Annotated in this window: 26 protein-coding genes, 2 tRNA genes and 4 rRNA genes; 9 read left to right on the plus strand and 23 right to left on the minus strand. The window is 31.2% G+C overall.

What is annotated here, in order from left to right; translation table 11 throughout:
• Window positions 1-145: 145 nt before the first annotated feature.
• Complete coding sequence (locus BN8917_RS14570) at window positions 146-364, minus strand: transposase (RefSeq protein ID WP_207644775.1); 219 nt, start codon at window positions 362-364, stop codon at window positions 146-148.
• 204 nt (window positions 365-568) lie between these two features.
• Between BN8917_RS14570 and BN8917_RS13685 the strand changes: the two genes are divergently transcribed.
• Window positions 569-1009, plus strand: coding sequence for a hypothetical protein (locus BN8917_RS13685; protein WP_066872579.1), 441 nt, complete (start codon window positions 569-571; stop codon window positions 1007-1009).
• Window positions 1010-1046: 37 nt separating this feature from the next.
• Here BN8917_RS13685 and BN8917_RS13690 read toward each other — a convergent pair whose 3' ends face one another.
• Window positions 1047-1472, minus strand: a complete 426-nt coding sequence (locus tag BN8917_RS13690) for a hypothetical protein (RefSeq protein WP_066872576.1) — start codon at window positions 1470-1472, stop codon at window positions 1047-1049.
• Between the two features lie 185 nt (window positions 1473-1657).
• Here BN8917_RS13690 and BN8917_RS14105 point away from each other — a divergent pair, with 185 nt between their 5' ends.
• Window positions 1658-1963, plus strand: coding sequence for a YnfA family protein (locus BN8917_RS14105; RefSeq protein WP_084748530.1), 306 nt, complete (start codon window positions 1658-1660; stop codon window positions 1961-1963).
• A gap of 126 nt (window positions 1964-2089) precedes the next feature.
• The gene (locus BN8917_RS14720; protein ID WP_265327635.1) at window positions 2090-2221 is read left to right on the plus strand and encodes a hypothetical protein; all 132 of its coding nucleotides are present in this window, start codon (window positions 2090-2092) and stop codon (window positions 2219-2221) included.
• Between the two features lie 129 nt (window positions 2222-2350).
• Here BN8917_RS14720 and BN8917_RS13695 read toward each other — a convergent pair whose 3' ends face one another.
• Window positions 2351-2599, minus strand: a complete 249-nt coding sequence (locus tag BN8917_RS13695) for a hypothetical protein (RefSeq protein WP_066875285.1) — start codon at window positions 2597-2599, stop codon at window positions 2351-2353.
• Between the two features lie 113 nt (window positions 2600-2712).
• Window positions 2713-2931: a transposase gene (locus BN8917_RS14575; RefSeq protein WP_207644775.1), complete on the minus strand. Its 219-nt coding sequence runs from the start codon at window positions 2929-2931 to the stop codon at window positions 2713-2715.
• 204 nt (window positions 2932-3135) lie between these two features.
• Here BN8917_RS14575 and BN8917_RS13700 point away from each other — a divergent pair, with 204 nt between their 5' ends.
• Complete coding sequence (locus BN8917_RS13700; RefSeq protein WP_066872579.1) at window positions 3136-3576, plus strand: hypothetical protein; 441 nt, start codon at window positions 3136-3138, stop codon at window positions 3574-3576.
• A 37-nt stretch (window positions 3577-3613) separates the two neighbouring features.
• On the opposite strand, the gene BN8917_RS13705 is transcribed toward BN8917_RS13700, so the two are convergent.
• Window positions 3614-4039 carry a hypothetical protein gene (locus BN8917_RS13705; RefSeq protein WP_066872576.1) on the minus strand — a complete coding sequence of 142 codons (426 nt, stop codon included), beginning with the start codon at window positions 4037-4039 and terminating at the stop codon, window positions 3614-3616.
• Between the two features lie 185 nt (window positions 4040-4224).
• On the opposite strand from BN8917_RS13705, the gene BN8917_RS14110 reads away from it, so the two are divergent.
• Together BN8917_RS14110 and BN8917_RS14725 are read left to right on the plus strand one after the other, a co-directional pair.
• On the plus strand, window positions 4225-4530 hold the full coding sequence (locus tag BN8917_RS14110) for a YnfA family protein (protein ID WP_084748530.1): 306 nt from the start codon (window positions 4225-4227) through the stop codon (window positions 4528-4530).
• A 126-nt stretch (window positions 4531-4656) separates the two neighbouring features.
• Window positions 4657-4788 carry a hypothetical protein gene (locus tag BN8917_RS14725; protein ID WP_265327635.1) on the plus strand — a complete coding sequence of 44 codons (132 nt, stop codon included), beginning with the start codon at window positions 4657-4659 and terminating at the stop codon, window positions 4786-4788.
• 129 nt (window positions 4789-4917) lie between these two features.
• Here BN8917_RS14725 and BN8917_RS13710 read toward each other — a convergent pair whose 3' ends face one another.
• From BN8917_RS13710 to BN8917_RS14470, 3 genes are all read right to left on the minus strand, one after another.
• The gene (locus tag BN8917_RS13710; RefSeq protein WP_066875285.1) at window positions 4918-5166 is read right to left on the minus strand and encodes a hypothetical protein; all 249 of its coding nucleotides are present in this window, start codon (window positions 5164-5166) and stop codon (window positions 4918-4920) included.
• A gap of 665 nt (window positions 5167-5831) precedes the next feature.
• On the minus strand, window positions 5832-7388 hold the full coding sequence (locus tag BN8917_RS13715; protein ID WP_066875286.1) for an ABC-F family ATP-binding cassette domain-containing protein: 1557 nt from the start codon (window positions 7386-7388) through the stop codon (window positions 5832-5834).
• 78 nt (window positions 7389-7466) lie between these two features.
• A complete protein-coding gene (locus BN8917_RS14470; protein WP_159426758.1) occupies window positions 7467-7619 on the minus strand; it encodes a hypothetical protein in 153 nt (50 codons plus the stop codon).
• 268 nt (window positions 7620-7887) lie between these two features.
• On the opposite strand from BN8917_RS14470, the gene BN8917_RS13720 reads away from it, so the two are divergent.
• The gene (locus BN8917_RS13720; protein WP_066875289.1) at window positions 7888-8154 is read left to right on the plus strand and encodes an iron-sulfur cluster biosynthesis family protein; all 267 of its coding nucleotides are present in this window, start codon (window positions 7888-7890) and stop codon (window positions 8152-8154) included.
• 42 nt (window positions 8155-8196) lie between these two features.
• Here BN8917_RS13720 and BN8917_RS13725 read toward each other — a convergent pair whose 3' ends face one another.
• On the minus strand, window positions 8197-9240 hold the full coding sequence (locus BN8917_RS13725) for a CPBP family intramembrane glutamic endopeptidase (protein ID WP_066875291.1): 1044 nt from the start codon (window positions 9238-9240) through the stop codon (window positions 8197-8199).
• Between the two features lie 416 nt (window positions 9241-9656).
• Between BN8917_RS13725 and BN8917_RS14475 the strand changes: the two genes are divergently transcribed.
• Entirely contained in the window at window positions 9657-9815 is a 159-nt protein-coding gene (locus tag BN8917_RS14475; RefSeq protein ID WP_159426759.1) for a hypothetical protein, read from the plus strand.
• Window positions 9816-9841: 26 nt separating this feature from the next.
• Here the strand turns inward: BN8917_RS14475 and BN8917_RS13730 are convergent, their stop codons facing one another.
• On the minus strand, window positions 9842-10189 hold the full coding sequence (locus BN8917_RS13730) for a winged helix-turn-helix transcriptional regulator (protein ID WP_407641396.1): 348 nt from the start codon (window positions 10187-10189) through the stop codon (window positions 9842-9844).
• 453 nt (window positions 10190-10642) lie between these two features.
• Window positions 10643-11884: a competence/damage-inducible protein A gene (locus BN8917_RS13735; protein ID WP_066875292.1), complete on the minus strand. Its 1242-nt coding sequence runs from the start codon at window positions 11882-11884 to the stop codon at window positions 10643-10645.
• A 142-nt stretch (window positions 11885-12026) separates the two neighbouring features.
• Here BN8917_RS13735 and BN8917_RS13740 point away from each other — a divergent pair, with 142 nt between their 5' ends.
• Window positions 12027-12887 (plus strand): DMT family transporter, encoded by an 861-nt coding sequence (locus BN8917_RS13740; protein ID WP_066875294.1) that lies wholly within the window; start codon window positions 12027-12029, stop codon window positions 12885-12887.
• 274 nt (window positions 12888-13161) lie between these two features.
• On the opposite strand, the gene BN8917_RS13745 is transcribed toward BN8917_RS13740, so the two are convergent.
• The 12 genes from BN8917_RS13745 to BN8917_RS13800 all read right to left on the minus strand — a co-directional run bounded on the left by BN8917_RS13745 (window position 13162) and on the right by BN8917_RS13800 (window position 25907).
• Window positions 13162-13647: a reverse transcriptase-like protein gene (locus BN8917_RS13745; protein WP_066875296.1), complete on the minus strand. Its 486-nt coding sequence runs from the start codon at window positions 13645-13647 to the stop codon at window positions 13162-13164.
• Between the two features lie 101 nt (window positions 13648-13748).
• Window positions 13749-13970: a hypothetical protein gene (locus BN8917_RS13750; protein ID WP_321220965.1), complete on the minus strand. Its 222-nt coding sequence runs from the start codon at window positions 13968-13970 to the stop codon at window positions 13749-13751.
• A gap of 174 nt (window positions 13971-14144) precedes the next feature.
• Window positions 14145-16217 carry an elongation factor G gene (fusA, locus tag BN8917_RS13755; protein WP_066875300.1) on the minus strand — a complete coding sequence of 691 codons (2073 nt, stop codon included), beginning with the start codon at window positions 16215-16217 and terminating at the stop codon, window positions 14145-14147.
• A 674-nt stretch (window positions 16218-16891) separates the two neighbouring features.
• Window positions 16892-16966, minus strand: a tRNA-Asn gene (locus tag BN8917_RS13760).
• Window positions 16967-17222: 256 nt separating this feature from the next.
• Window positions 17223-17420, minus strand: coding sequence for a heavy-metal-associated domain-containing protein (locus BN8917_RS13765; RefSeq protein WP_066875302.1), 198 nt, complete (start codon window positions 17418-17420; stop codon window positions 17223-17225).
• A 136-nt stretch (window positions 17421-17556) separates the two neighbouring features.
• Window positions 17557-20217: a heavy metal translocating P-type ATPase gene (locus tag BN8917_RS13770; protein ID WP_066875304.1), complete on the minus strand. Its 2661-nt coding sequence runs from the start codon at window positions 20215-20217 to the stop codon at window positions 17557-17559.
• 40 nt (window positions 20218-20257) lie between these two features.
• Window positions 20258-20527, minus strand: coding sequence for a metal-sensing transcriptional repressor (locus BN8917_RS13775; RefSeq protein ID WP_066875306.1), 270 nt, complete (start codon window positions 20525-20527; stop codon window positions 20258-20260).
• A gap of 365 nt (window positions 20528-20892) precedes the next feature.
• Window positions 20893-21010, minus strand: a 5S ribosomal RNA gene (gene rrf / locus BN8917_RS13780).
• Between the two features lie 3 nt (window positions 21011-21013).
• Window positions 21014-21088, minus strand: a tRNA-Asn gene (locus BN8917_RS13785).
• Between the two features lie 5 nt (window positions 21089-21093).
• Window positions 21094-21211, minus strand: a 5S ribosomal RNA gene (gene rrf / locus BN8917_RS13790).
• A gap of 53 nt (window positions 21212-21264) precedes the next feature.
• Window positions 21265-24172: ribosomal RNA gene (locus tag BN8917_RS13795) — 23S ribosomal RNA — on the minus strand.
• Between the two features lie 221 nt (window positions 24173-24393).
• Window positions 24394-25907: ribosomal RNA gene (locus tag BN8917_RS13800) — 16S ribosomal RNA — on the minus strand.
• Together the 16S, 23S and 5S rRNA genes with 1 tRNA gene alongside form the textbook arrangement of a ribosomal RNA operon.
• Window positions 25908-26178 lie beyond the last annotated feature (271 nt).

The following is a 26178-nucleotide window of genomic DNA, read 5'->3' on the forward strand; positions in this document are numbered from 1 at the left end:
TTTTTCTATATATTCAGTTATTATTTCATATTCTCGTTGGACGGGTGATTTCCTTTTACCCTTGCCATAAACAAATTTAATAGCTTTATTACTTATCATTTCTTTTAAATATTTTTCTAAAATTAATAAGCAATATAAATAATCATCAATATATCCCTTTTATGTAAGCATAAACTATTAATTTTAGCATAGTAATTGGTTCTACCGCTGGATTTCTACCTTTTTTGTAGAGATTACTTAAATCCTTTCTTATTTTTAAATTATCTATAAAGTAATTTAGCGTCCTCACCATACAATTTTTTTCTAGAATATTTTCTGTATTTATGGTTAAATTTATATCATAGGTTTTGTTTGTTTTTTGCATACTTATATTTTAAACAAAATCTATAAAAAGTCGTTTAAACGCAAAAAAAGGGATTGCCTCTAAAGATGGAATCTAATTCCACTTTGAGACAGTCCCTTTTTTTATTTAATATAAATTTCTTACACTAAAATTCCTACTCTTACATAAAAAACTCAACTATAAGCCATAATAGCAATATATGAAAATTTAGGAGGTTAAATAGTTATGAAAATATTTAAAAATATTGCTATAACACTATTAGTAAGCTTTTTACTTATTTCTGTATATTCTATTATAGCTAAAGCTGATTCAAGTAAAAAAAAAGATATTTTATATACGAACTCAAACTTTAGTACCCAGGCTGACAACTTAAATCTAATAGTTAATACAATAAGTACAAATAATAATAATTTAGTTATAGACTCTTATCTATTAAATACTACTTCAAAAGATATTAAATCCATAAAAAATTTCAATCTAACTTTAAAGGATGCTAATGGTGCAGTAGTTACTAAAGAACTATTTCCTAGTATTCCTATAGAAAAACCATTAAAAGCTCTTAATGGGGTTAGAGTTTTACTTACTATTCCATTAAAAGATGTAAATCTAGCTAATAAAGATTTTGTTAATATTAGCTATAACTTTACTTTTGATTACGAAAATTAATTTTTTATATTTTAGGTACGTTAAAGAACGTACCTTTTTATTTTTCTTTATTAACAAGTTCAACACTAGTCTTATCACTATCTCCTAACTGAATATCTACAATTATTTTTTTATCTTTTATTTCATTTTCAATATCACTCTCTTTATAAAGACTTTTTAATGTAAATAGTCCTTGACATTCTCCTGCCTTTATATCAGAAATTAATATATTTTTCTTATCCCCCACTTTTTTTACTATTTTTATTTTTTTATAACTAGCAAGTTCCTTTAAATCTCCTAAATATTTAGCTTCTAACTTACACTTTACTTTTTTCTTCTCTACTCTAGTTAAAGTATAATTACAATCCCACATATCATTTTTAGCACTAAATACACATTTTTCTTGAGAGCTTACAAAATATAATATAAACATTACTACTAGTATATTACTTGCTAATATTATAAAAAATATTTTTTTATTCATAAAATCACACCTATTTTTATTTATATTAATTTATAACTATTCAGAAAATTTAAAAGTCATTCTATTTTTTTACTATTTTATACCTTTTTGTACCTATATTTAAAAATTATAAGTCTTTATGTTAAACTACATAAGTATAAAAATATAAGGAGATTTATCTATGCAAATAATAAAATCATTATTTTATAATAGCAGGTATCTTTGAAATAGGTGGAGGATATCTTATTTGGCTGTGGTTACATGAAGGAAAAAGCCTTTGGTATGGACTCTTAGGTACTCTTTTATTAATAATTTATGGAGTTGTACCTACATTACAACCTCAAACTGATAATTTTAGTAAAGTGTATGCTGCATATGGTGGTATTTTCATTGTTCTATCACTTTTATGGGGATGGAAATTTGATAATATAATTCCTGATAAATTTGATTTAATCGGAGCTTTTGTTGCACTAATAGGAGTTTTAATTATTATGTATGCTCCAAGAGGCTAAAATAATTATTATAAAAACCATTATAAACATTATTATTTATAATGGTTTTTATTTATATATCAAGTTATAATTTACATATATTGTTAGTTAATTTACTAATCTAAAATTATTTTGGTGGTGAAAATTATGGATTATAAAGATATCTTAGCTATAATTATTGTGATTATCGCTATATTTATTTCAGGAAAATTATTCCCTAATACTCCTTTAGCTATTTTAGGAAATAATATTAAACTCTTATTCAGACATAAAAAATAATATCCTAAAAGCTAACTTAGAGCTATATAAACTATACTCTAAGTTTATACATAAATTTCTTATTATATAAAACTTATAGAATAAAGAAATCAGTATATACAAATTTGTACATACCGATTTTTATTACTTTTAATTTCTTGTAGCTATAAATAATGCTCCTGCATCATTAACTAATAAATTGTTCCCAACTACTAAAAATGATACTGGAATACTAGAAGAATCCATATTATTAAGACTAGCTATACTAGGATCTTCTGAACTAGTTGATGCTGATAGTAAAGTAAGATATCCATCTTCAAGACCTAAAGGATTACCTGGTACAGCTCCAGTTAACCCTGGATTTCCATATGCAGGATTACACGGACTTTGTTTTGTCATATAATAATTTGTAATATTATATTTTGTCCCAAAATAATCTATAGAATGTTCACTTATAGTAAATTGTTTTCCTGGAAGATTCTTNTAAAATTAATAAGCAATATAAATAATCATCAATATATCCCTTTTATGTAAGCATAAACTATTAATTTTAGCATAGTAATTGGTTCTACCGCTGGATTTCTACCTTTTTTGTAGAGATTACTTAAATCCTTTCTTATTTTTAAATTATCTATAAAGTAATTTAGCGTCCTCACCATACAATTTTTTTCTAGAATATTTTCTGTATTTATGGTTAAATTTATATCATAGGTTTTGTTTGTTTTTTGCATACTTATATTTTAAACAAAATCTATAAAAAGTCGTTTAAACGCAAAAAAAGGGATTGCCTCTAAAGATGGAATCTAATTCCACTTTGAGACAGTCCCTTTTTTTACTTAATATAAATTTCTTACACTAAAATTCCTACTCTTACATAAAAAACTCAACTATAAGCCATAATAGCAATATATGAAAATTTAGGAGGTTAAATAGTTATGAAAATATTTAAAAATATTGCTATAACACTATTAGTAAGCTTTTTACTTATTTCTGTATATTCTATTATAGCTAAAGCTGATTCAAGTAAAAAAAAAGATATTTTATATACGAACTCAAACTTTAGTACCCAGGCTGACAACTTAAATCTAATAGTTAATACAATAAGTACAAATAATAATAATTTAGTTATAGACTCTTATCTATTAAATACTACTTCAAAAGATATTAAATCCATAAAAAATTTCAATCTAACTTTAAAGGATGCTAATGGTGCAGTAGTTACTAAAGAACTATTTCCTAGTATTCCTATAGAAAAACCATTAAAAGCTCTTAATGGGGTTAGAGTTTTACTTACTATTCCATTAAAAGATGTAAATCTAGCTAATAAAGATTTTGTTAATATTAGCTATAACTTTACTTTTGATTACGAAAATTAATTTTTTATATTTTAGGTACGTTAAAGAACGTACCTTTTTATTTTTCTTTATTAACAAGTTCAACACTAGTCTTATCACTATCTCCTAACTGAATATCTACAATTATTTTTTTATCTTTTATTTCATTTTCAATATCACTCTCTTTATAAAGACTTTTTAATGTAAATAGTCCTTGACATTCTCCTGCCTTTATATCAGAAATTAATATATTTTTCTTATCCCCCACTTTTTTTACTATTTTTATTTTTTTATAACTAGCAAGTTCCTTTAAATCTCCTAAATATTTAGCTTCTAACTTACACTTTACTTTTTTCTTCTCTACTCTAGTTAAAGTATAATTACAATCCCACATATCATTTTTAGCACTAAATACACATTTTTCTTGAGAGCTTACAAAATATAATATAAACATTACTACTAGTATATTACTTGCTAATATTATAAAAAATATTTTTTTATTCATAAAATCACACCTATTTTTATTTATATTAATTTATAACTATTCAGAAAATTTAAAAGTCATTCTATTTTTTTACTATTTTATACCTTTTTGTACCTATATTTAAAAATTATAAGTCTTTATGTTAAACTACATAAGTATAAAAATATAAGGAGATTTATCTATGCAAATAATAAAATCATTATTTTATAATAGCAGGTATCTTTGAAATAGGTGGAGGATATCTTATTTGGCTGTGGTTACATGAAGGAAAAAGCCTTTGGTATGGACTCTTAGGTACTCTTTTATTAATAATTTATGGAGTTGTACCTACATTACAACCTCAAACTGATAATTTTAGTAAAGTGTATGCTGCATATGGTGGTATTTTCATTGTTCTATCACTTTTATGGGGATGGAAATTTGATAATATAATTCCTGATAAATTTGATTTAATCGGAGCTTTTGTTGCACTAATAGGAGTTTTAATTATTATGTATGCTCCAAGAGGCTAAAATAATTATTATAAAAACCATTATAAACATTATTATTTATAATGGTTTTTATTTATATATCAAGTTATAATTTACATATATTGTTAGTTAATTTACTAATCTAAAATTATTTTGGTGGTGAAAATTATGGATTATAAAGATATCTTAGCTATAATTATTGTGATTATCGCTATATTTATTTCAGGAAAATTATTCCCTAATACTCCTTTAGCTATTTTAGGAAATAATATTAAACTCTTATTCAGACATAAAAAATAATATCCTAAAAGCTAACTTAGAGCTATATAAACTATACTCTAAGTTTATACATAAATTTCTTATTATATAAAACTTATAGAATAAAGAAATCAGTATATACAAATTTGTACATACCGATTTTTATTACTTTTAATTTCTTGTAGCTATAAATAATGCTCCTGCATCATTAACTAATAAATTGTTCCCAACTACTAAAAATGATACTGGAATACTAGAAGAATCCATATTATTAAGACTAGCTATACTAGGATCTTCTGAACTAGTTGATGCTGATAGTAAAGTAAGATATCCATCTTCAAGACCTAAAGGATTACCTGGTACAGCTCCAGTTAACCCTGGATTTCCATATGCAGGATTACACGGACTTTGTTTTGTCATATAATAATTTGTAATATTATATTTTGTCCCAAAATAATCTATAGAATGTTCACTTATAGTAAATTGTTTTCCTGGAAGATTCTTAATCCCCTCAAAGCCATAAGCTGAACCTCCACCATTATATCCTACAGCTTTTCCTACAGTCCAAGTTCCTATAAACTTAGAAAGCTCTGCACTTGTAAGTGGTGTTGCTTTAACATTTGATTGTGAATTCTTTGGTTGTAAATCAAAGCTTAAAGAGCCTTGATTTTTTATGCTATTATTTGAAGTTTTTGTAGATATTACTTTTTTACTATCAGTATTTTCTGTAGTACTACTACTTCCTTTACTATTATTAGCACTATTACTATCTACACTAGATTTTACATCACTATTACTACTTGATGTATTTAAATTATTAGCAACATCCTGTTGTGTTTTATTGGCTTGTGCTTCAGGCNCTTATTTTTAAATTATCTATAAAGTAATTTAGCGTCCTCACCATACAATTTTTTTCTAGAATATTTTCTGTATTTATGGTTAAATTTATATCATAGGTTTTGTTTGTTTTTTGCATACTTATATTTTAAACAAAATCTATAAAAAGTCGTTTAAACGCAAAAAAAGGGATTGCCTCTAAAGATGGAATCTAATTCCACTTTGAGACAGTCCCTTTTTTTAATATATTAAACAATTTTAGTTGTCCATTCTTCACAATTCCATATATCAGTTACAACATCCTTATAAAACTCAGGTTCGTGACATACAAGAAGTATTGTTCCTTTATATTCTTTTAAAGCTCTCTTTAATTCTTCTTTTGCTTCAACATCAAGATGGTTTGTAGGCTCATCAAGTATAAGTATGTTAGTTTCTCTATTTATAAGTTTACATAATCTTACCTTAGCTTGTTCTCCCCCACTTAATACTGCTACTGCACTTTCGATATGTTTTGTCATTAGTCCACATTTAGCAAGTGCTGACCTAACTTCATATTGAGTGTATGAAGGGAACTCTTCCCATATTTCTTCGATACATGTTTTATAGTTAGCTTCTTTTATTTCTTGTTCAAAGTAGCCTATTTCTTGATGGTAACCAAGTTCTACTTCACCACTTAAAGGCTTTATAAGTCCCATTAAACTTTTTAGTAATGTTGTTTTCCCAAGTCCATTTGATCCAACAAGAGCTACTTTTTGACCTCTTTCCATTGTTATGTTTAGTGGCTTTGTTAAAGGTTCATTATATCCAATTACTAAATCTTTAGTTTCAAATATAAGTTTTCCTGGAGTTTTACCTTTTTTGAAGTTAAACACTGGTTTTGGTTTTTCTTCAGCAAGTTCTATTCTATCCATTTTATCAAGTTTCTTTTGTCTTGATTTAGCCATTCCAGTTGTTGCAACTCTTGCTTTATTTCTAGCAACAAAGTCTTCAAGTTTTGCTATTTCTTTTTGTTGTCTTTCATAAGCAGCCTCTAATTGCTTTTTATTAGCTTCATAAACTCTCATGAAGTTATCATAATCACCAGTATATCTTGTAAGTCCTCTATTCTCAACATGATATATAACATTAATTACACTATTAAGGAATGGTATATCATGTGAGATAAGTATAAATGCATTATCGTAATTTTGTAAGAATCTTTTTAACCATTCTATATGTTCTTCATCCAGATAGTTTGTAGGCTCATCAAGAAGTAAAATATCTGGAGTTTCTAAAAGTAACTTAGCAAGAAGTACCTTAGTTCTTTGTCCACCACTAAGATCTGTAACATCTTTTTCTAGACCAATATCTTTAAGTCCAAGTCCAGCTGCTACTTCTTCAACCTTAGGATCTATAACATAAAAACCATTATTATCAAGAGTGTCTTGGATTACAGCTGTTCTTTCTAAAGCTTTAGCCATTTCATCTTCATCCATTTCACCCATTCTACCATAAAGCTCATTCATTTCAGCTTCCATATCAAATAGATATTTAAATGCATCTCTTAATACATCTCTTATTGTTTGTCCTTTTGAAAGTTGGGCATGTTGATCCATATATCCAACTCTAACTTTATTACTCCAAGTTATTTTCCCCTCATCTGGCATTAACTTAGAAGTTATTATATTCATGAATGTTGACTTACCTTCACCATTAGCTCCAATTAAACCAACATGTTCTCCTTTTAATAATCTAAAAGAAACATCTTCAAAAATTGCTCTATCTCCAAAGCCATGACTCATGTTTTGTACATGTAAAACGCTCATTTATTTCCTCCATATTTTCTTAAATATTAATCACTCTATAATCATCAGTTTATTATTTTAAATCTATCTAAATTAATCTTAGAAATTTATAAACATTCCAAGTAAATAAATAATTCCTGATAATACTAAAATAGCTACAATATTAGCCCATGCCATACTTTCATCTCTTTTAGCTTTTCTCTTCTTTGAAGTTCTACTTTGAGTTCTTTTTCTTACAGTTTGATTTTCCATTTTAGCACCGCCTTATATATTCTCTAAACCTTATTATAACTTAAAATCATATCAATTTAAGTATATTTTTTCTTTTAATAAAAAATGTTTTATATATCCTACTTATTCAGCAATAACTATTATATTATAACTAATAAAATTCGATACTAAATATATAAGATTAATAAATTATTTATATGTAAAGTTTATACTACTAAATATATATACTCTATAATTAATTTTTGTCTGATATATAATAAAATAGAAAATACTTTTAGGGGGTAAGATTATGTTTAAAATTACTGATAGTGCTTTAGAACAAATAGAAAAAATGCTTAAGTCATCAGATATCAAAACAATTAGAGTTACAAACACAGGAAATACTTGTAGGGGTATGTGTTGGGAAATTAAAATAGATTCTAAAAAGGATACAGATTTTGTTTATACTGATAGAGGAATTACTATTTTAGTAGATGAATATTTAAATCAATTTTTTACAAATCCTACTATTGAATATAGAAATACTATCAATGGATTTAAATTTGTTATAAAGTAATTTAAATTAAAAGAGCTATCTTTAATTAAGATAGCTCTTTAACTACATGCTGATTATTCTAATCATAAACCATATAAAAATTAATATTGAAGCAATAAACGAAATAGTTATTATCTTTTCTTGTTCTAATTCTGCTCTTGAGAAACCATATTGTCTTTCATAAATATTATTATGGCTTGTACCTAAAACTGATTCTATTTTTTGAATTGATACAACTCCATCTCTTGTATTCTTTTCAAGTTCTAACCTTACTCTTTTCTTTCTTGACTCTTCTAATACCTTTAAAAGTTTCATAATAATAAAGACTATAATAAGTACTATTCCTCCAAAAACAACAATAGAAGTTAACTTAACACCTAATGATATTGAATTTAACATTTCCATTGCATCTTGTGTTTGTACTTGAGTTTCAGTTGCTGGAAGATGTTCTTGTGCTTTAAGTAATATTCTTTGAAGTAATAGTTGAGTAGTATTTATAGTAAAATGGGCTATCATACTAACATATATGCTGTTTGCAGCTCTTACCATATAAGCAAAAATTATTCCCATAACAAAGGCATACATAAATTGATGTGGATTCATATGAAGTATTCCAAACATAAGTCCTGACATTATTGCTGCAACATGCTTGTTTTTAAAGTTAAATCCTGATAATATTATTCCTCTTACTGTAATTTCTTCACTAATAGCAGGTGTTACCCCTATCATTAATATCATTAGCCAAAGTGGTGCAGAATTTAATGTTTCAAGCATTACTGAAACATCATTAGTAAAGAAAAATGATGCTATGTAAGCAAAAAATGACATTACAGGCTGTGCAAGAAAAGCTATAGCTATTGCTATAATAACTTCTTTTATTCCTATTTTATTTAATCTTAAAACTTCTTTAAAGCTTTGTTTAGTAATTAGTATATATATAATTGCGGGTATTATGAAAAATAGAAAATGAGTTAAAATAAGATTAACTGGCATTGATAGATTTAATTTTGCAAATAAATTACCTAGAGCCATTGGTGCAAATGTAGATATTAAAATTATTGCTAAAAAATATCTATTAGCTCTTTGAATTGGTTTTGTAGCTTTCATTTTAGTCCCCCACTAAATTAATTTGTTTCCTTTCTAAAATATACCTTAAATTGAATATAGTAGTCAATAAATTCACATATTATATTCTATAAATTTACATTTGTAATTAGAACATTTATTATTCCTTTAAAATTAATTTTTTATTATGTTATATAAATTTAATTTTTGGTAATACTTATTAATGAGGCTGATTAGTAAATCTTACTCCAGTCTCTCCCCCATTTTATTTCAAAAGAGCTGTCTCGAAGAGACAGCTCTTTTTTTATATTTTTTCAGCCAGTTACTTTACATTTATTATATATTATATATTTTTCTATATCTAATTAGATATATAGAATCTTTTTCTATTAGTACATTATATATTTAGTAACCTTTAAAGAAACTAAATAAAATAATTTAAGATATAGGGCGAATTTATGATTAATTCAGCAAATAAAATAAATGATTTACTAGATAATGATGAAAAAATATTAGCTTCATTAAAATGTTCTATGCATATATTCATCTATAGAAATGTATTTAGACCTAGTATTCTTACTTTAACTAATAAAAGATTATTATTCTATTATAAATAAAAAAATAGATGTCTTAAATTAGGCATCTATTTTTGTGCTTCTATTTCTTTCCCTAAACTTTCTAACATATGTAATATTGGACATAAACTTTCTCCAAACTTTGTTATTGAATATTCTACATGTGGTGGTATCTCATTAAATTGCTTTCTTTCTACTATTTTATAATCAACAAGTTCTTTGAGTCTTCTAGTTAAAACTAAGCTAGAAATACCTTCTAAACTTCTTTCAAGTTCATTAAATCTTATAGATTCTCTTGCAGCTATTTCCCATATTATTCTTAGCTTCCACTTACCTGTTAATGTTTTTAATGCACAATTTATTGTATCTTCATTTAAGTTTTCTTTTGTCATTGAAACACATTTCTTTACTTCCATAAGATCTATCTCCCTTACTTATAAATAGTTAAGTTACCTACAAAACATTAAGTAACTTTATTATATTTTAAATAAAGTTTTCTACAATGTAAACATATGAAAATTAAATATAAGATTAAAATAAAAAGACAAAAGCAAAAATCTCTTACATTGTTATACTTAAGTTTATTTTTCACTTTGATTATAAATTAAAAAACAAATAAAAAAATATTTTATTTTATGTATAAAAGTATTTAACTTAGGTCATACTTATTACTGAGGCAATAAGCTTCAATCTTATAATAGCCTCTCCCCCATTTTATTTTTTATGGCAATCTTCAAAGGGAACCTCTTCCCCGAAGATTGCCTTTGTTTTTATATTTAATATTAAGTAAAGCCTTGTCTTAATCTATATTTTAAAAATTTATTTTTACTTCTATATACTAAAATTTATAAGTTATTTCTAACTTTGAATTATAATAACTCTCTTCTTAGCCAATCTAAGGCTGAAAGTACAGCTCTTCTTCTTACAGCTTCTCTATTTCCAAATAGATTAAGAGCTTTTGATTTAACCTCACCATTTATGCATAAACCAATATAAACAAGTCCAACAGGCTTTTCATCTGTTCCACCATCTGGCCCTGCTATTCCAGTTGTTGAAATTCCTATATTAGTTCCAGCTTCTCTAGCAATTCCACTTGCCATTTCTTCTGCTGTTTGCCTACTTACTGCCCCAAATTTTTCAAGAGTTTCTTTCTTTACTCCAAGTCTTTTCATTTTAGCTTCATTACTATAAGTAACTGCTCCTTCTAAGAAAACTTCTGAAATTCCAGGATAATTAATTAAAGTTCCAGCAAGAAGTCCACCAGTACATGATTCAGCTGTACTTACTGTTAATTTTTTTTCAATAAGCATTTGTGAAACAACACTTTCCATATTTGTTTCACCTTCAGCATAAACATCTTCACCAAATCTCTTTCTTATTTCAGCTTCTAATGGTTTTATAAGATCATCACATTCTTTTTCATCTTTTCCCTTAGCTGTTATTCTTAAAATTACATCAGTTTGTTTAGCATAGGGTGCAATTGTTGGATTAGTTTGGTTTTGTATTAAATCTTTAATTGCTTGCTCCATTGAAGATTCACCAATTCCTGATAATCTTAAAACTTTTGATTTAAGAATTGAATCAGTTTTTTCTAAAAGATATGGCTTAACAAAATTCTCAAACATAGGCTCCATTTCTTTTGGAGGTCCTGGTAAAACTATTATTACTTTATCTTCATTATTAAACTTACCAGTTATAGCAGCTCCTGGTGCTGTTCCATTAGGATTATCAAAAACTACAGCATCACTAGGGAAATAAACTTGTTTTTTATTATTTTCACTAGGCTTTTTATTTAATCTTTTGAAATATTCATCTAAAGCTTTTAATGATTTTTCATGTAGTACAAGCTCTTTATCAAAAAACTTTGCTGCAAGTTCTTTAGTTAAATCATCTTCAGTAGGTCCAAGCCCACCAGAAGTAATTATTATATCACAATTCTCAAAAGCTCTTTTAAATTCATCTAATATTCTTTGTTCATTATCACCAACTACAGCTTGGTGATACACCTCAACTCCAATACTTGCGAGTTCTTTTGATAAATACTGTGCATTAGTATTTACTATATCTCCAAGCAATAATTCTGTTCCGATTGCTAATATCTCAGCTTTCATAAAATCACCTCAACTCTTTCTATTTTTATTTTGTTTAAAATACTTATATTTATTATATTTTTTAATTTCCTTGACTATATTTTTTAGTAGCGTTTATAATTGTTCTTTAATTAAAATTTTAGCACATTTTGGAGGCAAAATTATGTTAGCTACAAAAAATAAAGTTACAGGAATCTTTTTTATGGTACTTTCAAGTTTTTCATTTGCTACTATGAATCTACTTGCAAAGCTTACAACTGGGGTAAATCCATATCAAAAAACATTTATATCTAATCTTGTTGCAAGTATTATAGTTTCGGTAATTCTTATAAAACGTAAAGAATCATTTATAGGTAAAAGAGAAAACTTAAAATATCTTTTAACTCGTGGGGTTATGGGAACTTTAGCAATGATAACAAACTACGCTTCTCTTCAATATCTAATACTTTCCGACTCTACAATAATTACTAAATTAGCACCATTTTTCACAATTATTTTTTCATTTTTAATAATTAAAGAAAGAATAAATAAGAAGCAGGGAATTTTATTAATCTTAGCTTTTCTTGGTAGTTTACTTGTAATAAAGCCTAGCTTTAATTTAAGTTTTATTCCAGCTTTAATAGGAGTATTTTCAGCTTTAAGTTCTGGACTTGCTTATACAATGATAAGATGTATAGGAGATAAGGAAAGTTTTTGGACAGTAATTTTATCATTCACCGGAATTGCAACACTTACAACTTCAGTTAGCATATTTAACAATAGTTCTAATCTCTTCGGATTAAACTTATTATTTTTAATAGGGGCAGGAATTTGCTTTACACTGGGACAAATATTCTTAACACTTGCTTATAGAAATGCTCCTGCATCAGAAATTTCTGTTTATGATTTTATAGGACTTGTTCTTGCTGCAATTTATGGTTTTATATTTTTTGCTCAACTTCCAGATATTTCATCTGTTTTGGGATATATAATTATTGTATCTGTTTCTATAATAAATATATATTTTTCTAAGAAAAGTCTTTAATCTATATATAGTTATTGAATTATATAAATTCTAAAAGATAGTTAATTAATAAAGAATAATTATACAGTAGAAAATATCTTTAAATTTATAAGTTAAAAGTATACTTTTAATTTGTAGAGTTATTAATAAAATTAAATCCCACGACGAAGTCGTGGGATGCTATTTTAAAATTTTCCATTTTTAAGTACCTTACTATAATTGATAAAAAACTAAAACTCTATTTTCTCTAAAATATAAAATATAAAAATTAGTATTATTTTAAATCAAATAAACTCTATACAATTTTTAAATCATCTAAAATATCATCACTATATTTATCTTCATTAGAATTAAACTTAATAATATTTTTATCAAATTTTGTTTCTATACTATTTTCAAACTTACCTATGTAAGTAGCCTGTACCAAATGATGAGCTGGATTATTTCTTCCTGAAATCCATTTTATCTTACAATTTTTATTTTGGAAAAATTCCTTAAGTTCTTTTACATCAGGATAATTTTTATAAGTCTTAAACCTTATAACTTCACTTTTTATTATATCTACTAAACTTTTTAAATCACAATGAATAGTAACTTCCTCATCTATAGTTAAAGATTTTATTATTCTAACAGCTTGTACCAAAGCTCGTTCCTCAGCATAATGAATTTTACCAATACCTATTTCTTCTGAATATTTCATAAAAAGGCCTTTACAATTAGATGTTACCGCTATATACATAATATTATTCTTAAGGCCTCCATCAACATATACATTTATCATTCTTCTCCCTCCATAATTTCATTACTTATATAAAATTATGGACAAGATATTTTACTTTAATTCAACTAAAAATAAGTTTATTATTAAAGTCTTTATATCAATCAAGAAATTTTACAGGCTCTAATTGTACAATGACCTTTATCATCAAAATTCTTATGATCTATACTAAAATTATTATCTGTAAGCATAGAACAAATTAAATTTACATCATCTTTACCTTTACTCTTTATCAATATTAAAAAATCATCTTTTTTCTCTACAATACTAATATAATCATATATATTACTATAATCACTTAGACCAATATTCCCCTTTATCTCCATACTGTAACTACACATAATAAACCTACCACACAGAGCTTTCTGCTGGTACAAAACCTCCTTTACTATATATACCTTCCGCCTCTATTCATACTATAGCTATAATTTATGCACTTTTCTTATAATTTATACTAAAAAAAGAGAGAATACTTTAGTACTCCCCCCTATTTTCTAAAATTAATCTACTTTTTCTTGTATAATTTTCTTAAACTCTACTTCTGGAACCTCTTCATATCTTTCAAAATATAATCTAAAGGTACCTCTTGCCTGTGTCATTGACCTTAAATCTGTTGCATATTTAAAAAGCTCAGCCATAGGAACTTCTGCAATAATCTTTTGATTTTTATCACAAGGCTCCATTCCAATAACCCTTCCCCTCTTTTTATTAATATCTCCCATAATATCGCCCATATAATTATCAGGTACAATAACTTCTAAATGCATTACAGGTTCAAGTAAAATAGGCTTTGCCTCTTTAATACCTTTCTTATAAGCAATAGATGCTGCCATTTTAAATGCCATTTCTGAAGAATCTACTGGATGATATGAACCATCAAATAATGTAGCTTTAACACCTATTACAGGATATCCTGCCAAAATCCCATTTAACATAGCATCTTTTAAGCCTTTTTCAACTGCTGGTATATAATTTCTAGGAACAACACCTCCAACAATTTTATCAACAAACTCTAATTCAGCCTGTCCATCACTTCTTGGCTCAAACTTAATTTTTACATCTCCATACTGACCATGTCCACCTGATTGTTTCTTATGCTTTCCTTGAACTTGTGAATTTCCCTTTATTGTTTCTCTATAAGGTACCTTTGGAAGATTTAATTCTACATCTACACCAAATTTACTTTTAAGTTTAGAAGCAATAACATCTAAATGAGTTTCTCCAACACCTTTAATAAGTGTTTCTGCATATTCAACATCTCTTTCAGTCTTAAAACTTGGATCTTCCTCTAAAATTTTTGAAAGCCCAAGTGATATTTTTTCTTCATCACCCTTAGCTTTAGGAATAACAGCCATAGAAAATACAGGCTCTGGGAACTTAATTCCACTATATTTATATCCAAAGTTTGAACTACATAATGTATCTCCTGTTCCTGTATACTGGAGTTTACTAACTGCACCTATATCACCAGCGATAATTTTCTTTGTAGGAATTTGATTTTTTCCTTTTAAAAAGAATAATCCACTGACTTTTTCACTTTTCTCCTTATTTGCATTAATAATAGTAGTATCTGATTCAATTGAACCTGTAATAACCTTAAACATAGAAATCTTTCCAACAAACGGGTCAGCTATTGTCTTAAAAACAAAAGCTGAAAAAGGATCATCTAAATTTATAGTAAATCTTTTCTCCTCATCACCTTCTATTTTTCTAGCTTTTTGAGCTAATGCTTTTTCAGGAGATGGGAAACATTCAACGATATCCTCAATTAAAGTCTCAATTCCTTTGAGTTCAGTTGCACTTCCACACATAACAGGTGCTATATTCCCTGATAAACATCCATTTACAAGCCCATTATATAATTCAATATCTGATAACTCTCCACTATCAAAATACTTTTCTAAAAGTTCTTCGTCAGTTTCAGCAACTGCTTCAGTAACTAACTGCTTATAATCTTTAACTTTTTCTTTATAGCTTTCAGGTATTTCTCCTTCTTCCATTCTCTTAGTCTTAGGATTATAAAATCTTGCTTTTTCAGTAATAATATTTATAATCCCTTCAAGCTTATCTTCACTTCCTATTGGATATTGTATTGGAACAACACTCATACCAAAAGCTTCTTTCAAAGCTATAAAGCTTTTCTCATAATTTGAATTTTCTCTATCTAACTTATTTATAAAAAATGCTCTAGGTAGTTTTATATTATTACAATAATCCCATGCTTTCTCTGTTCCAACTTCAACACTACCAAAACCTGAACAAACTATAAGTGCTATATCAGAAGCTCTCATTCCTTCTATAGCTTCACCAACAAAATCAAAGTAGCCTGGAGTATCTATAAGATTTATTTTAGTAAAATCCCAATTGAAAGATGAAACTGATGTACTAATTGAAATTTTTCTCTTTTTCTCTTCTAAATCATAATCACTAACAGTACTACCATCCTCTACTTTTCCCAGCCTATCAATCTCTCCTGAATAATACAATAAAGCTTCAACTAGAGCTGTCTTCCCTGTACCACTATGACCTATCACACCAACATTCCTTAAATTTTCAATACTATAATTCTTCATATAATACTTAAAGATTAAAAGGTTTACATTTTAATCTTTAATACTCACCTACCCTTCATTTTTAAATTTAATTAACTTAAAAATCTTAAAAGGTTTATACAATATAAAACTTTTAAAATATAATAAATTTCAAACCTTAGAGTAAAATTGCTTATATAAAATTATATTATTGAAATTACTTAAATATTATAGAAAACAAAATGAAGAAATTTATATAGTAAAAAGCACCTTTATTTTTTATAAAACTTAATTCTTATTATATAAAAATCCTTTTAACATTCTATCATTAACTATAAATTTATATATAAGTTATTTATAACCATAAAAAATATAAAACAAAAAGGTTGCCTCTATCGAGACAACCCCCTGACTTCTTTAATTTGCTTTATAGAATATACACTACGCATTTTTATTATATTCTCAAATTTAATTTCTTAATTTATTAGTTATTAGAGTATATATATATTATACCCTTTTTAAAAAATTCTGACTATATTTATTCAAAAATTATTTTATTTTTTAATTTAATTTTCTATGAACAAATATTTTTCCATTTATACATATATATTACATATAAAAACTTAAAAAAAAGAGCTATATAAAAATAGACAATTTCTTATCTACTTTTAGATAGATCCAAGGAAATCCTTAAGTTAATAAAGGGTTTAAAAATATGGCTCCAGAAGTGGGACTCGAACCCACAACCTCTCGGTTAACAGCCGATTGCTCCACCATTGAGCTATTCCGGAATACTACTTTTTTATTATATAAATTTTCACTATTTTTGTCAACACTTCTTTAATAATTTTAATAAGATTTGAATATTATTAATTTTCCGTATTATCAATAAATTACTAATATTATAAATATTCTAATAATTATTAAAATAAAATAGAGAATATCTTCTAGATATTCTCTATTCTATGACCCATAATTTAAAATGAGAGCCAAAACTCATTTTATTTATACATTATATATATATTAACTCTATACTTTTACAATAGATTATTCTTGTATTTCTACAACATCAAATCCAAAATCTTCAATAGCCTCTGTTAATTCTTCGTTTGAAGCAGTTCCTTCTATTACAGCCTTACCAACTGTAATTTCCATATTTGTTATTCCTTCAACATCTGATAAAGCAGCTGTTACACTCTTTACACATTTGTCACATGACATTCCTTCTATAATAATAGTTTTCATATCTATCACCTCTTTATAAAATTCACAAGATACAAAGCCTCTTGTTATGGCATGTATATAAATTAAGGTATATTAACCTTAGGCTAATATACCTTAAGATTATTGTTTATATTATTATCTTTATTAATTTATATTATTAATTGTATTTTGGTTTAAATAATTTAAGTCTTAAAGCATTTAATAATACAGTTACTGAACTAAAACTCATAGCAAGAGCTCCAATCATAGGATTTAGTAATGGTCCACCAAATAATTTTAGAACACCCATTGCTATTGGAATACCTATTATATTAAATACAAGTCCCCAGAATAATCCTAACTTAATATTATTCATTGTTTTCTTACTTAATTGAATTGCTCCAATTACATCCATAATATCACTTCTCATAAGAACTATGTCTGCTGATTCCATAGCTATGTCTGTACCTGATCCTATAGCCATTCCGATATCTGCTATTGCAAGTGCTGGTGCATCATTAACTCCATCTCCAACCATAGCAACTTTCTTACCTTCTGCTTGTAATTCTTTAACTTTAGCTGCTTTTTCATGTGGTAATACTTCAGCAACAACTCTATCTATACCTAAGTCTTTAGCAATAGCTTCTGCTGTCTTCTTATTATCACCTGTAAGCATAACAACTTCAATTCCCATTTCACGAAGCTTCTTAACTGCTTGTTTACTTGTTGGTTTAACTGTATCAGCAACAGCTATTATAGCTTCAAGTTTTGAATTTATGATCATGTACATAGGTGTCTTACCTTGAGTAGCAAGTCTATTTGATTCATCTTCAAATTTCTTTGAAATAGCAACTCCTTGTTCAACAACAAGTTTCTTATTTCCTAAGAATATATCTTTTGAGTCAACCTTAACTTCTATACCTTTACCTGGGATAGCTTTAAAGTCTTCTAATGTCTTAAGTACTAATCCTTTTTCTTCTGCTGAATTTACAATAGCTTCTCCAAGTGGGTGTTCTGAACCCTTTTCAGCTGCAGCTGCTATTGCAAGGATTTCATCTTTATCATAGCCTTCTGTAATTATATCTGTAACAACTGGTTTACCTTGTGTTAATGTACCTGTCTTATCAAATACAATTGTTTGAATTGCTTGTGTACCTTCTAAAGCTTCTCCACCTTTGATTAATACACCATTTTCTGCTCCTTTACCTGTACCAACCATAATAGCAGTTGGTGTTGCAAGACCTAAAGCACAAGGACATGCAATAACAAGTATTGAAATAAAGATTGTAAGAACAAATTCTAAGTCTTGACCATCAAATCCCCAGAATATACTTGAGATTATAGCTATACCAATAACTGTTGGTACAAAATATCCAGCAATTATATCTGCTGTTCTAGCAATAGGAGCTTTTGATCCTTGAGCATCCTTAACAAGCTTAACAATTTGAGAAATAACAGTATCTTTACCTACCTTAGTAGCTTTATAAACAATTCTTCCATTTTTATTTATACTTGCTCCAAAAACAGAATCTCCAATTTTCTTTTCAACTGGAATACTTTCACCAGTTAACATACTTTCTTCTACAGATGTTGTACCTTCAACAATTTCACCATCAACTGGAAGCTTTTCACCTGGTTTAACAACTATTAAATCACCAGTTCTAACATCATCTACTGATACAACTTGCTCTTTTCCATCTACTAAAATAGTAGCTGTCTTTGGTGCAAGACCCATAAGCTTTTTAATAGCATCTGATGTCTTACCTTTAGCAATTGTTTCTAAGAATTTACCTAAACTTATAAGTGCAATAATTGTAGCTGCTGATTCAAAATATAATTGATGAACATAATTAGGTGTTCCTGTTGCTATTTTGAAAATTCCAAATATACCATAAAGATAAGCAGCTCCTGAACCCATAGAAATTAATGTATCCATATTAGGGCTTCCTGCAAATAAACTCTTAATACCAACTTTGAAGTAACTTCTTCCAAAATAGAATACTATAGATGTAAGTATAAATTGTACTGTTGCAAAAGTAAGTGGTGCACTGTCAGCTGCAAGCCAACTTGGTAATTTTAACCCCATCATGTCACCCATTGATATTATAAATACTGGTAGTGCAAATATTGCAGTCCAAATTAATCTATTTCTAGTAAATATATATTCACTATTCTTATCATCTTCAACTTCTTCATTTCCATCTGAAATATCAACAAGAGTAAAATCAAGCTTTCCAAGCTTAGCCTTAATATCTGCTATTCTAACTTTATCTGCATCATAAGAGAAAGTTAGAGTTTCAGCTGCAAAGTTAACTACAGGATTTTCAACTCCATCCATCTTCTTTAAAGTTCTTTCAATAGATGCTGCACAAGCTGCACAGCTCATACCTTCAACTTTAAAGCTAACTGCCTTTTCTTCTTTCTTAAACTTATAACCTATCTTTTCAACTTTCTTTTCCATATCGTCAAAAGATATTTTATCTGAGTCATAAGCAATACTTACAGTCTCAGTAGCAAAGTTTACACTTGCACTTTCAATCCCATCCATTTTATTAAGGACCTTTTCTATTGAAGCAGCACATGAAGCACAACTCATACCTTCTACAACATAAGTTTCTTTAACTGCATTTTTATTTTCTACTCCATATCCTATTTTCTCAACTTTTTGTCTAATCTTTTCAAGATTGACTTTATCTTTATCATAAACGACTTTTAACTCTTCAGCGACCAAGTTTACTGAAGCTACTTCAACACCATCCATTTTAGAGACAGCCCTCTCTATAGCTGCAGAACAAGATGCACAAGTCATGCCGGTTACTTTAAGTAACTTTTCTTCCATCTTAATTCACCTTCTAAATTTTCTTTTGTTCTCTTGCTTTTTATTTATCTAAAAGCTTAGTAAAAACATCATTAAGTTCTTTAATCTTCTCTACTTTTTCATCTGGATTATCAAAAGCGGTATCTACACAACTAAATAAATGTTGAGTTAAAATATGCTTATTCGCTTTTTTCACCAATGATTGAACTGCTGTTATTTGATTTGAAATATCAACACAATATCTCTCATCTTCGATCATTTTTATAATTCCATCTATCTGACCTCTTGCAGTCTTTAATAAAAGTATTGCTTTCTTTTTATCATCATTCATTAATAACACCTCTTTAACCCCTACCCCCCTAGGGTAGGGGTGACTATAAATATAATATACTCTTATTAATTAAATCTGTCAACATATTTATTTAATTTTTTTATTGTTTTTTAACACTATTTATAATTTCCCTATTTAAAGAATTTATTAATATTAATATAATCTATAATTTAAAATTAATTCTTATAAAATATAAAAAAGAATGTACCAAAGATACATTCTTTTTTATTCTTCAACTAAGTTACTGTACTATTAATTTTTATACTTATATATTTGGCTTTTTTCATCCTTATTATATATGATTAACTTTATATATAATAAAAAAAGACTAAGATTCAACTTAGTCTTTTTCTGTACTTCTGAGTACCTAGCACCCACCTACTCTCCCACACAGCTGCCCGTGCAGTACCATCGGCCTCTAAAGGCTTAACCTTCGTGTTCGGAATGGGAACGGGTGTTACCCTAAAGAGTATCGACACTAGATTTTGGCTCCAGAAGTGGGACTCGAACCCACAACCTCTCGGTTAACAGCCGATTGCTCCACCATTGAGCTATTCCGGATTAGGACCTGGCAACCACCTACTCTCCCACACAGCTGCCCGTGCAGTACCATCGGCCTCTAAAAGCTTAACCTTCGTGTTCGGAATGGGAACGGGTGTTACCTTAAAGAGCATCATCACCAGATTTTTGAGAAATTATTCTCTAAAAATTACACATATATATTTGCCTTTTTCTTTTTGGTCAAGCCCTCGTTCTATTAGTATCAGTCAGCTAAACATGTTACCATGCGTACACCTCTGACCTATCAACCTCCTGTTCTCGAAGGGAACTTACTAGCTTACGCTATGGGAAATCTCATCTTGAGGGGGGCTTCATACTTAGATGCTTTCAGTATTTATCCCTTCCCGACTTAGCTACCCAGCTATGCTCTTGGCAGAACAACTGGTGCACCAGAGGTCAGTCCATCCCGGTCCTCTCGTACTAAGGACAGCTCCTCTCAAATTTCCTACGCCCGCGACGGATAGGGACCGAACTGTCTCACGACGTTCTGAACCCAGCTCGCGTGCCGCTTTAATGGGCGAACAGCCCAACCCTTGGGACCTACTTCAGCCCCAGGATGCGACGAGCCGACATCGAGGTGCCAAACCTCCCCGTCGATGTGAACTCTTGGGGGAGATCAGCCTGTTATCCCCGAGGTAGCTTTTATCCGTTGAGCGATGGCCCTCCCACGAGGTACCACCGGATCACTAAGCCCGACTTTCGTCCCTGCTCGACCTGTATGTCTCGCAGTCAGGCTCCCTTATGCCTTTGCACTCTACGAACGATTTCCGACCGTTCTGAGGGAACCTTTGGGCGCCTCCGTTACTTTTTAGGAGGCGACCGCCCCAGTCAAACTGCCCACCTAACAATGTCCTGTGACCAGATTCATGGCCGCCAGTTAGAACTTCAGTAATGTCAGGGTGGTATCCCAAGGACGACTCCACTAAGTCTGACGACCTAGTTTCTCAGTCTCCCACCTATCCTGTACAGACAATACCAAAATTCAATGCTAAGCTACAGTAAAGCTCTACGGGGTCTTTCCGTCCAATCGCGGGTAACGAGCATCTTCACTCGTACTACAACTTCGCCGGATTCACAGTTGAGACAGTGCCCAATTCATTACGCCATTCGTGCGGGTCAGAACTTACCTGACAAGGAATTTCGCTACCTTAGGACCGTTATAGTTACGGCCGCCGTTTACTGGGGCTTAAGTTCATACCTTCGCTTGCGCTAAGCATTCCCCTTAACCTTCCAGCACCGGGCAGGCGTCAGCCCCTATACATCAGCTTACGCTTTAGCAGAGACCTGTGTTTTTGCTAAACAGTTGATTGGGCCTATTCTCTGCGGCCTACTCTCGTAGGCACCCCTTCTCCCGAAGTTACGGGGTCAATTTGCCGAGTTCCTTAACTGTGATTCATCCGCCGGCCTTAGGATTCTCTCCTCACCTACCTGTGTCGGTTTGCGGTACGGGCACTACTTCTCTCTCTAGATGCTTTTCTCGGCAGCGTAGAATCAGATACTTCGGTTCCGTAGAACCTTCCCCATCACGCCTCAGAATTGCCATGGCGGATTTGCCTACCATGACTCCCTAAACGCTTAGACTAGCATATCCAACAGCTAGCACATCCTATCTTCCTGCGTCACACCATCGATAATAACGATTGTAGTGGTACTGGAATATCAACCAGTTGTCCATCGCTTACGCCTTTCGGCCTCAGCTTAGGTCCCGACTAACCCTCAGCGGACGAGCCTTCCTGAGGAAACCTTGGGTTTTCGGCCTGTGGGATTCTCACCCACATCTCGCTACTAATGCCAACATTCTCACTCGTAATCAGTCCACCGCTCCTTACGGTACGACTTCAGCCCGATTACGACGCTCCCCTACCAATTGAATAAATTCAATTCCGTAGCTTCGGTGGTAAGTTTTAGCCCCGAACATTTTCGGCGCAGGATCTCTTGACTAGTGAGCTATTACGCACTCTTTAAATGAGTGGCTGCTTCTGAGCCAACATCCTAGTTGTCTTAGAAATCCCACATCCTTTTCCACTTAACTTACACTTTGGGACCTTAGCTGACGATCTGGGCTGTTTCCCTTTCGACCATGGATCTTATCATTCACAGTCTGACTGCCGGAGTAAAAGTATATGGCATTCGGAGTTTGATAAGGTTCGGTAAGCGCTATGCCCCCTAGCCCATTCAGTGCTCTACCTCCATTACTCAATGTTCCGACGCTAGCCCTAAAGCTATTTCGGGGAGAACCAGCTATATCCGAGTTCGATTGGAATTTCTCCGCTATCCACAAGTCATCCCATACTTTTTCAACAGTAACGTGGTTCGGTCCTCCACGAAGTTTTACCTTCGCTTCAACCTGCTCATGGATAGGTCACCCGGTTTCGGGTCTACGGCATGCAACTAGTCGCCCTATTCAGACTTGGTTTCCCTTCGGCTCCGTACCTTAAGTACTTAACCTCGCTACATACCGTAACTCGTTGGCTCGTTCTACAAAAAGCACATCATCGCGCTCATAAGGCGCTTTGATCGGTTGTGGACATACGGTTTCAGGTTCTATTTCACTCCCCTCCCGGGGTTCTTTTCACCTTTCCCTCACGGTACTGCTTCACTATCGGTCATCAAGTAGTATTTAGTCTTGGGAGGTGGTCCTCCCTGCTTCCCACAAGGTTCCTCGTGTCTCGTGGTACTCTGGATTATAACTCGTTATTTGTTCGTTTAACCTACAGGACTATTACCTCCTACGGTAGAGCTTTCCAACTCTCTTCGGTTACAAACTCTTAACTTTGATGTTATATCCTCAACCCCAGAAACAAGTTTCTGGTTTGGACTCTTTCCTTTTCGCTCGCCGCTACTAAGAAAATCGATTTTTCTTTCTCTTCCTCTAGGTACTTAGATGTTTCAGTTCCCTAGGTGTTCCCTCCTTAAGCTATGTATTCACTTAAGGATACATGGGGTTACCCATGTGAGTTTCCTCATTCGGAGATCTCCGGATCTCAGGCTATTTGCGCCTACCCGAAGCTTATCGCAGCTTATCACGTCCTTCATCGGCTCTTGATGCCAAGGCATTCACCGTACGCCCTTTGTAGCTTGACCTATTAGTCAATTACGGATTATTTTTATATCTCGTAAATTTACAAAGAATTATATTTAAATTAGTTTTTCAACTAATTCGGCTTCATTATATATATGTGTAATTTTCAAAGAACAATTTTGAGTAACCAAAAGGTTTCTCAAAATTAAACAGAGAATTAAGTAGCATTCTTTTTGCTTTTATTTTTTGTCTTTCTAGTTATCCTAGAAAGTTAATTCCTTAGAAAGGAGGTGATCCAGCCGCAGGTTCTCCTACGGCTACCTTGTTACGACTTCACCCCAATCGCTGACCCTACCTTAGGCCGCTGCCTCCTTGCGGTTAGCTCACGGACGTTGGGTATTGCCAACTCTCATGGTGTGACGGGCGGTGTGTACAAGACCCGGGAACGTATTCACCGCGACATTCTGATTCGCGATTACTAGCAACTCCGGCTTCATGAAGGCGAGTTTCAGCCTTCAATCCGAACTGGGACAGGTTTTGTGGGATTTGCTCCACCTCACGGTCTTGCGTCTCTCTGTACCTGCCATTGTAGCACGTGTGTAGCCCTACACATAAGGGGCATGATGATTTGACGTCGTCCCCACCTTCCTCCTGGTTAACCCAGGCAGTCTCGCTAGAGTGCTCAACTTAATGGTAGCAACTAACAATAGGGGTTGCGCTCGTTGCGGGACTTAACCCAACATCTCACGACACGAGCTGACGACAACCATGCACCACCTGTCACCTTGTCTCCGAAGAGATTTCCCCGATTAAGGGTAATGCAAGGGATGTCAAGTGTAGGTAAGGTTCTTCGCGTTGCTTCGAATTAAACCACATGCTCCGCTGCTTGTGCGGGTCCCCGTCAATTCCTTTGAGTTTTAATCTTGCGACCGTACTCCCCAGGCGGAATACTTAATGCGTTAGCGGCGGCACAGAGGTATCGAAACCCCTACACCTAGTATTCATCGTTTACGGCGTGGACTACCAGGGTATCTAATCCTGTTCGCTCCCCACGCTTTCGAGCCTCAGCGTCAGTTACAGTCCAGAGAGTCGCCTTCGCCACTGGTGTTCTTCCTAATCTCTACGCATTTCACCGCTACACTAGGAATTCCACTCTCCTCTCCTGCACTCTAGATACTCAGTTTGGAATGCAGTACTCGGGTTGAGCCCAAGTATTTCACATCCCACTTAAGTATCCGCCTACGCTCCCTTTACGCCCAATAAATCCGGATAACGCTCGCCACCTACGTATTACCGCGGCTGCTGGCACGTAGTTAGCCGTGGCTTCCTCCTTAGGTACTGTCATTATCATCCCTAAAGACAGAGCTTTACGATCCGAAGACCTTCATCGCTCACGCGGCGTTGCTGCATCAGAGTTTCCTCCATTGTGCAATATTCCCCACTGCTGCCTCCCGTAGGAGTCTGGGCCGTGTCTCAGTCCCAATGTGGCCGATCACCCTCTCAGGTCGGCTACGCATCGTCGTCTTGGTAGGCCGTTACCCCACCAACTAACTAATGCGACGCGGGTCCATCTCATAGCGGATTGCTCCTTTGATTATCAAGTGATGCCACTCGATAATATTATGCGGTATTAATCTTCCTTTCGGAAGGCTATTCCCCTCTATGAGGCAGGTTACCCACGTGTTACTCACCCGTCCGCCGCTAATCTGTTCCCCGAAGGAAACTTCATCGCTCGACTTGCATGTGTTAGGCACGCCGCCAGCGTTCATCCTGAGCCAGGATCAAACTCTCAATTTAAAAGTTTAATCTTAAGCTTAAAACATAAAAAGAATTGCTGGTTTACTTAATTTCTTCTGTTTAATTTTCAAAGACCTTTTAAGTTATTGCTGTTAGGCAACTTCTATATGTTATCATCATTAAATAAACTTGTCAACAGCTTTCGACATTTTATTTTGCGAAGCTGTTTGTTAGCTCGTAATGACAATATTTATTTTATCACGTTCATTCCTTTTTAATAATATATTTAATTTAATTTAAAAGAATTATGTTAATAATTCTTTTAAATTCT

It is taken from the genome of Clostridium mediterraneense (assembly GCF_900091705.1).
Taxonomy (GTDB): Bacteria; Bacillota; Clostridia; order Clostridiales; family Clostridiaceae; genus Sarcina; species Sarcina mediterraneense.

Excerpts from the sequence above, each read along its gene's own strand:
- BN8917_RS14570 (WP_207644775.1), bottom strand. The coding sequence starts at position 364 with ATGCAAAAAACAAACAAAACCTATGATATAAATTTAACCATAAATACA.
- BN8917_RS13685 (WP_066872579.1), top strand. The coding sequence starts at position 569 with ATGAAAATATTTAAAAATATTGCTATAACACTATTAGTAAGCTTTTTA.
- BN8917_RS13690 (WP_066872576.1), bottom strand. The coding sequence starts at position 1,472 with ATGAATAAAAAAATATTTTTTATAATATTAGCAAGTAATATACTAGTA.
- BN8917_RS14720 (WP_265327635.1), top strand. The coding sequence starts at position 2,090 with ATGGATTATAAAGATATCTTAGCTATAATTATTGTGATTATCGCTATA.
- BN8917_RS13695 (WP_066875285.1), bottom strand. The coding sequence starts at position 2,599 with ATGACAAAACAAAGTCCGTGTAATCCTGCATATGGAAATCCAGGGTTA.
- BN8917_RS14575 (WP_207644775.1), bottom strand. The coding sequence starts at position 2,931 with ATGCAAAAAACAAACAAAACCTATGATATAAATTTAACCATAAATACA.
- BN8917_RS13700 (WP_066872579.1), top strand. The coding sequence starts at position 3,136 with ATGAAAATATTTAAAAATATTGCTATAACACTATTAGTAAGCTTTTTA.
- BN8917_RS13705 (WP_066872576.1), bottom strand. The coding sequence starts at position 4,039 with ATGAATAAAAAAATATTTTTTATAATATTAGCAAGTAATATACTAGTA.
- BN8917_RS14725 (WP_265327635.1), top strand. The coding sequence starts at position 4,657 with ATGGATTATAAAGATATCTTAGCTATAATTATTGTGATTATCGCTATA.
- BN8917_RS13710 (WP_066875285.1), bottom strand. The coding sequence starts at position 5,166 with ATGACAAAACAAAGTCCGTGTAATCCTGCATATGGAAATCCAGGGTTA.
- BN8917_RS13715 (WP_066875286.1), bottom strand. The coding sequence starts at position 7,388 with ATGAGCGTTTTACATGTACAAAACATGAGTCATGGCTTTGGAGATAGA.
- BN8917_RS14470 (WP_159426758.1), bottom strand. The coding sequence starts at position 7,619 with ATGGAAAATCAAACTGTAAGAAAAAGAACTCAAAGTAGAACTTCAAAG.
- BN8917_RS13720 (WP_066875289.1), top strand. The coding sequence starts at position 7,888 with ATGTTTAAAATTACTGATAGTGCTTTAGAACAAATAGAAAAAATGCTT.
- BN8917_RS13725 (WP_066875291.1), bottom strand. The coding sequence starts at position 9,240 with ATGAAAGCTACAAAACCAATTCAAAGAGCTAATAGATATTTTTTAGCA.
- BN8917_RS14475 (WP_159426759.1), top strand. The coding sequence starts at position 9,657 with ATGATTAATTCAGCAAATAAAATAAATGATTTACTAGATAATGATGAA.
- BN8917_RS13730 (WP_407641396.1), bottom strand. The coding sequence starts at position 10,189 with ATGGAAGTAAAGAAATGTGTTTCAATGACAAAAGAAAACTTAAATGAA.
- BN8917_RS13735 (WP_066875292.1), bottom strand. The coding sequence starts at position 11,884 with ATGAAAGCTGAGATATTAGCAATCGGAACAGAATTATTGCTTGGAGAT.
- BN8917_RS13740 (WP_066875294.1), top strand. The coding sequence starts at position 12,027 with ATGTTAGCTACAAAAAATAAAGTTACAGGAATCTTTTTTATGGTACTT.
- BN8917_RS13745 (WP_066875296.1), bottom strand. The coding sequence starts at position 13,647 with ATGATAAATGTATATGTTGATGGAGGCCTTAAGAATAATATTATGTAT.
- BN8917_RS13750 (WP_321220965.1), bottom strand. The coding sequence starts at position 13,970 with ATGGAGATAAAGGGGAATATTGGTCTAAGTGATTATAGTAATATATAT.
- fusA (WP_066875300.1), bottom strand. The coding sequence starts at position 16,217 with ATGAAGAATTATAGTATTGAAAATTTAAGGAATGTTGGTGTGATAGGT.
- BN8917_RS13765 (WP_066875302.1), bottom strand. The coding sequence starts at position 17,420 with ATGAAAACTATTATTATAGAAGGAATGTCATGTGACAAATGTGTAAAG.
- BN8917_RS13770 (WP_066875304.1), bottom strand. The coding sequence starts at position 20,217 with ATGGAAGAAAAGTTACTTAAAGTAACCGGCATGACTTGTGCATCTTGT.
- BN8917_RS13775 (WP_066875306.1), bottom strand. The coding sequence starts at position 20,527 with ATGAATGATGATAAAAAGAAAGCAATACTTTTATTAAAGACTGCAAGA.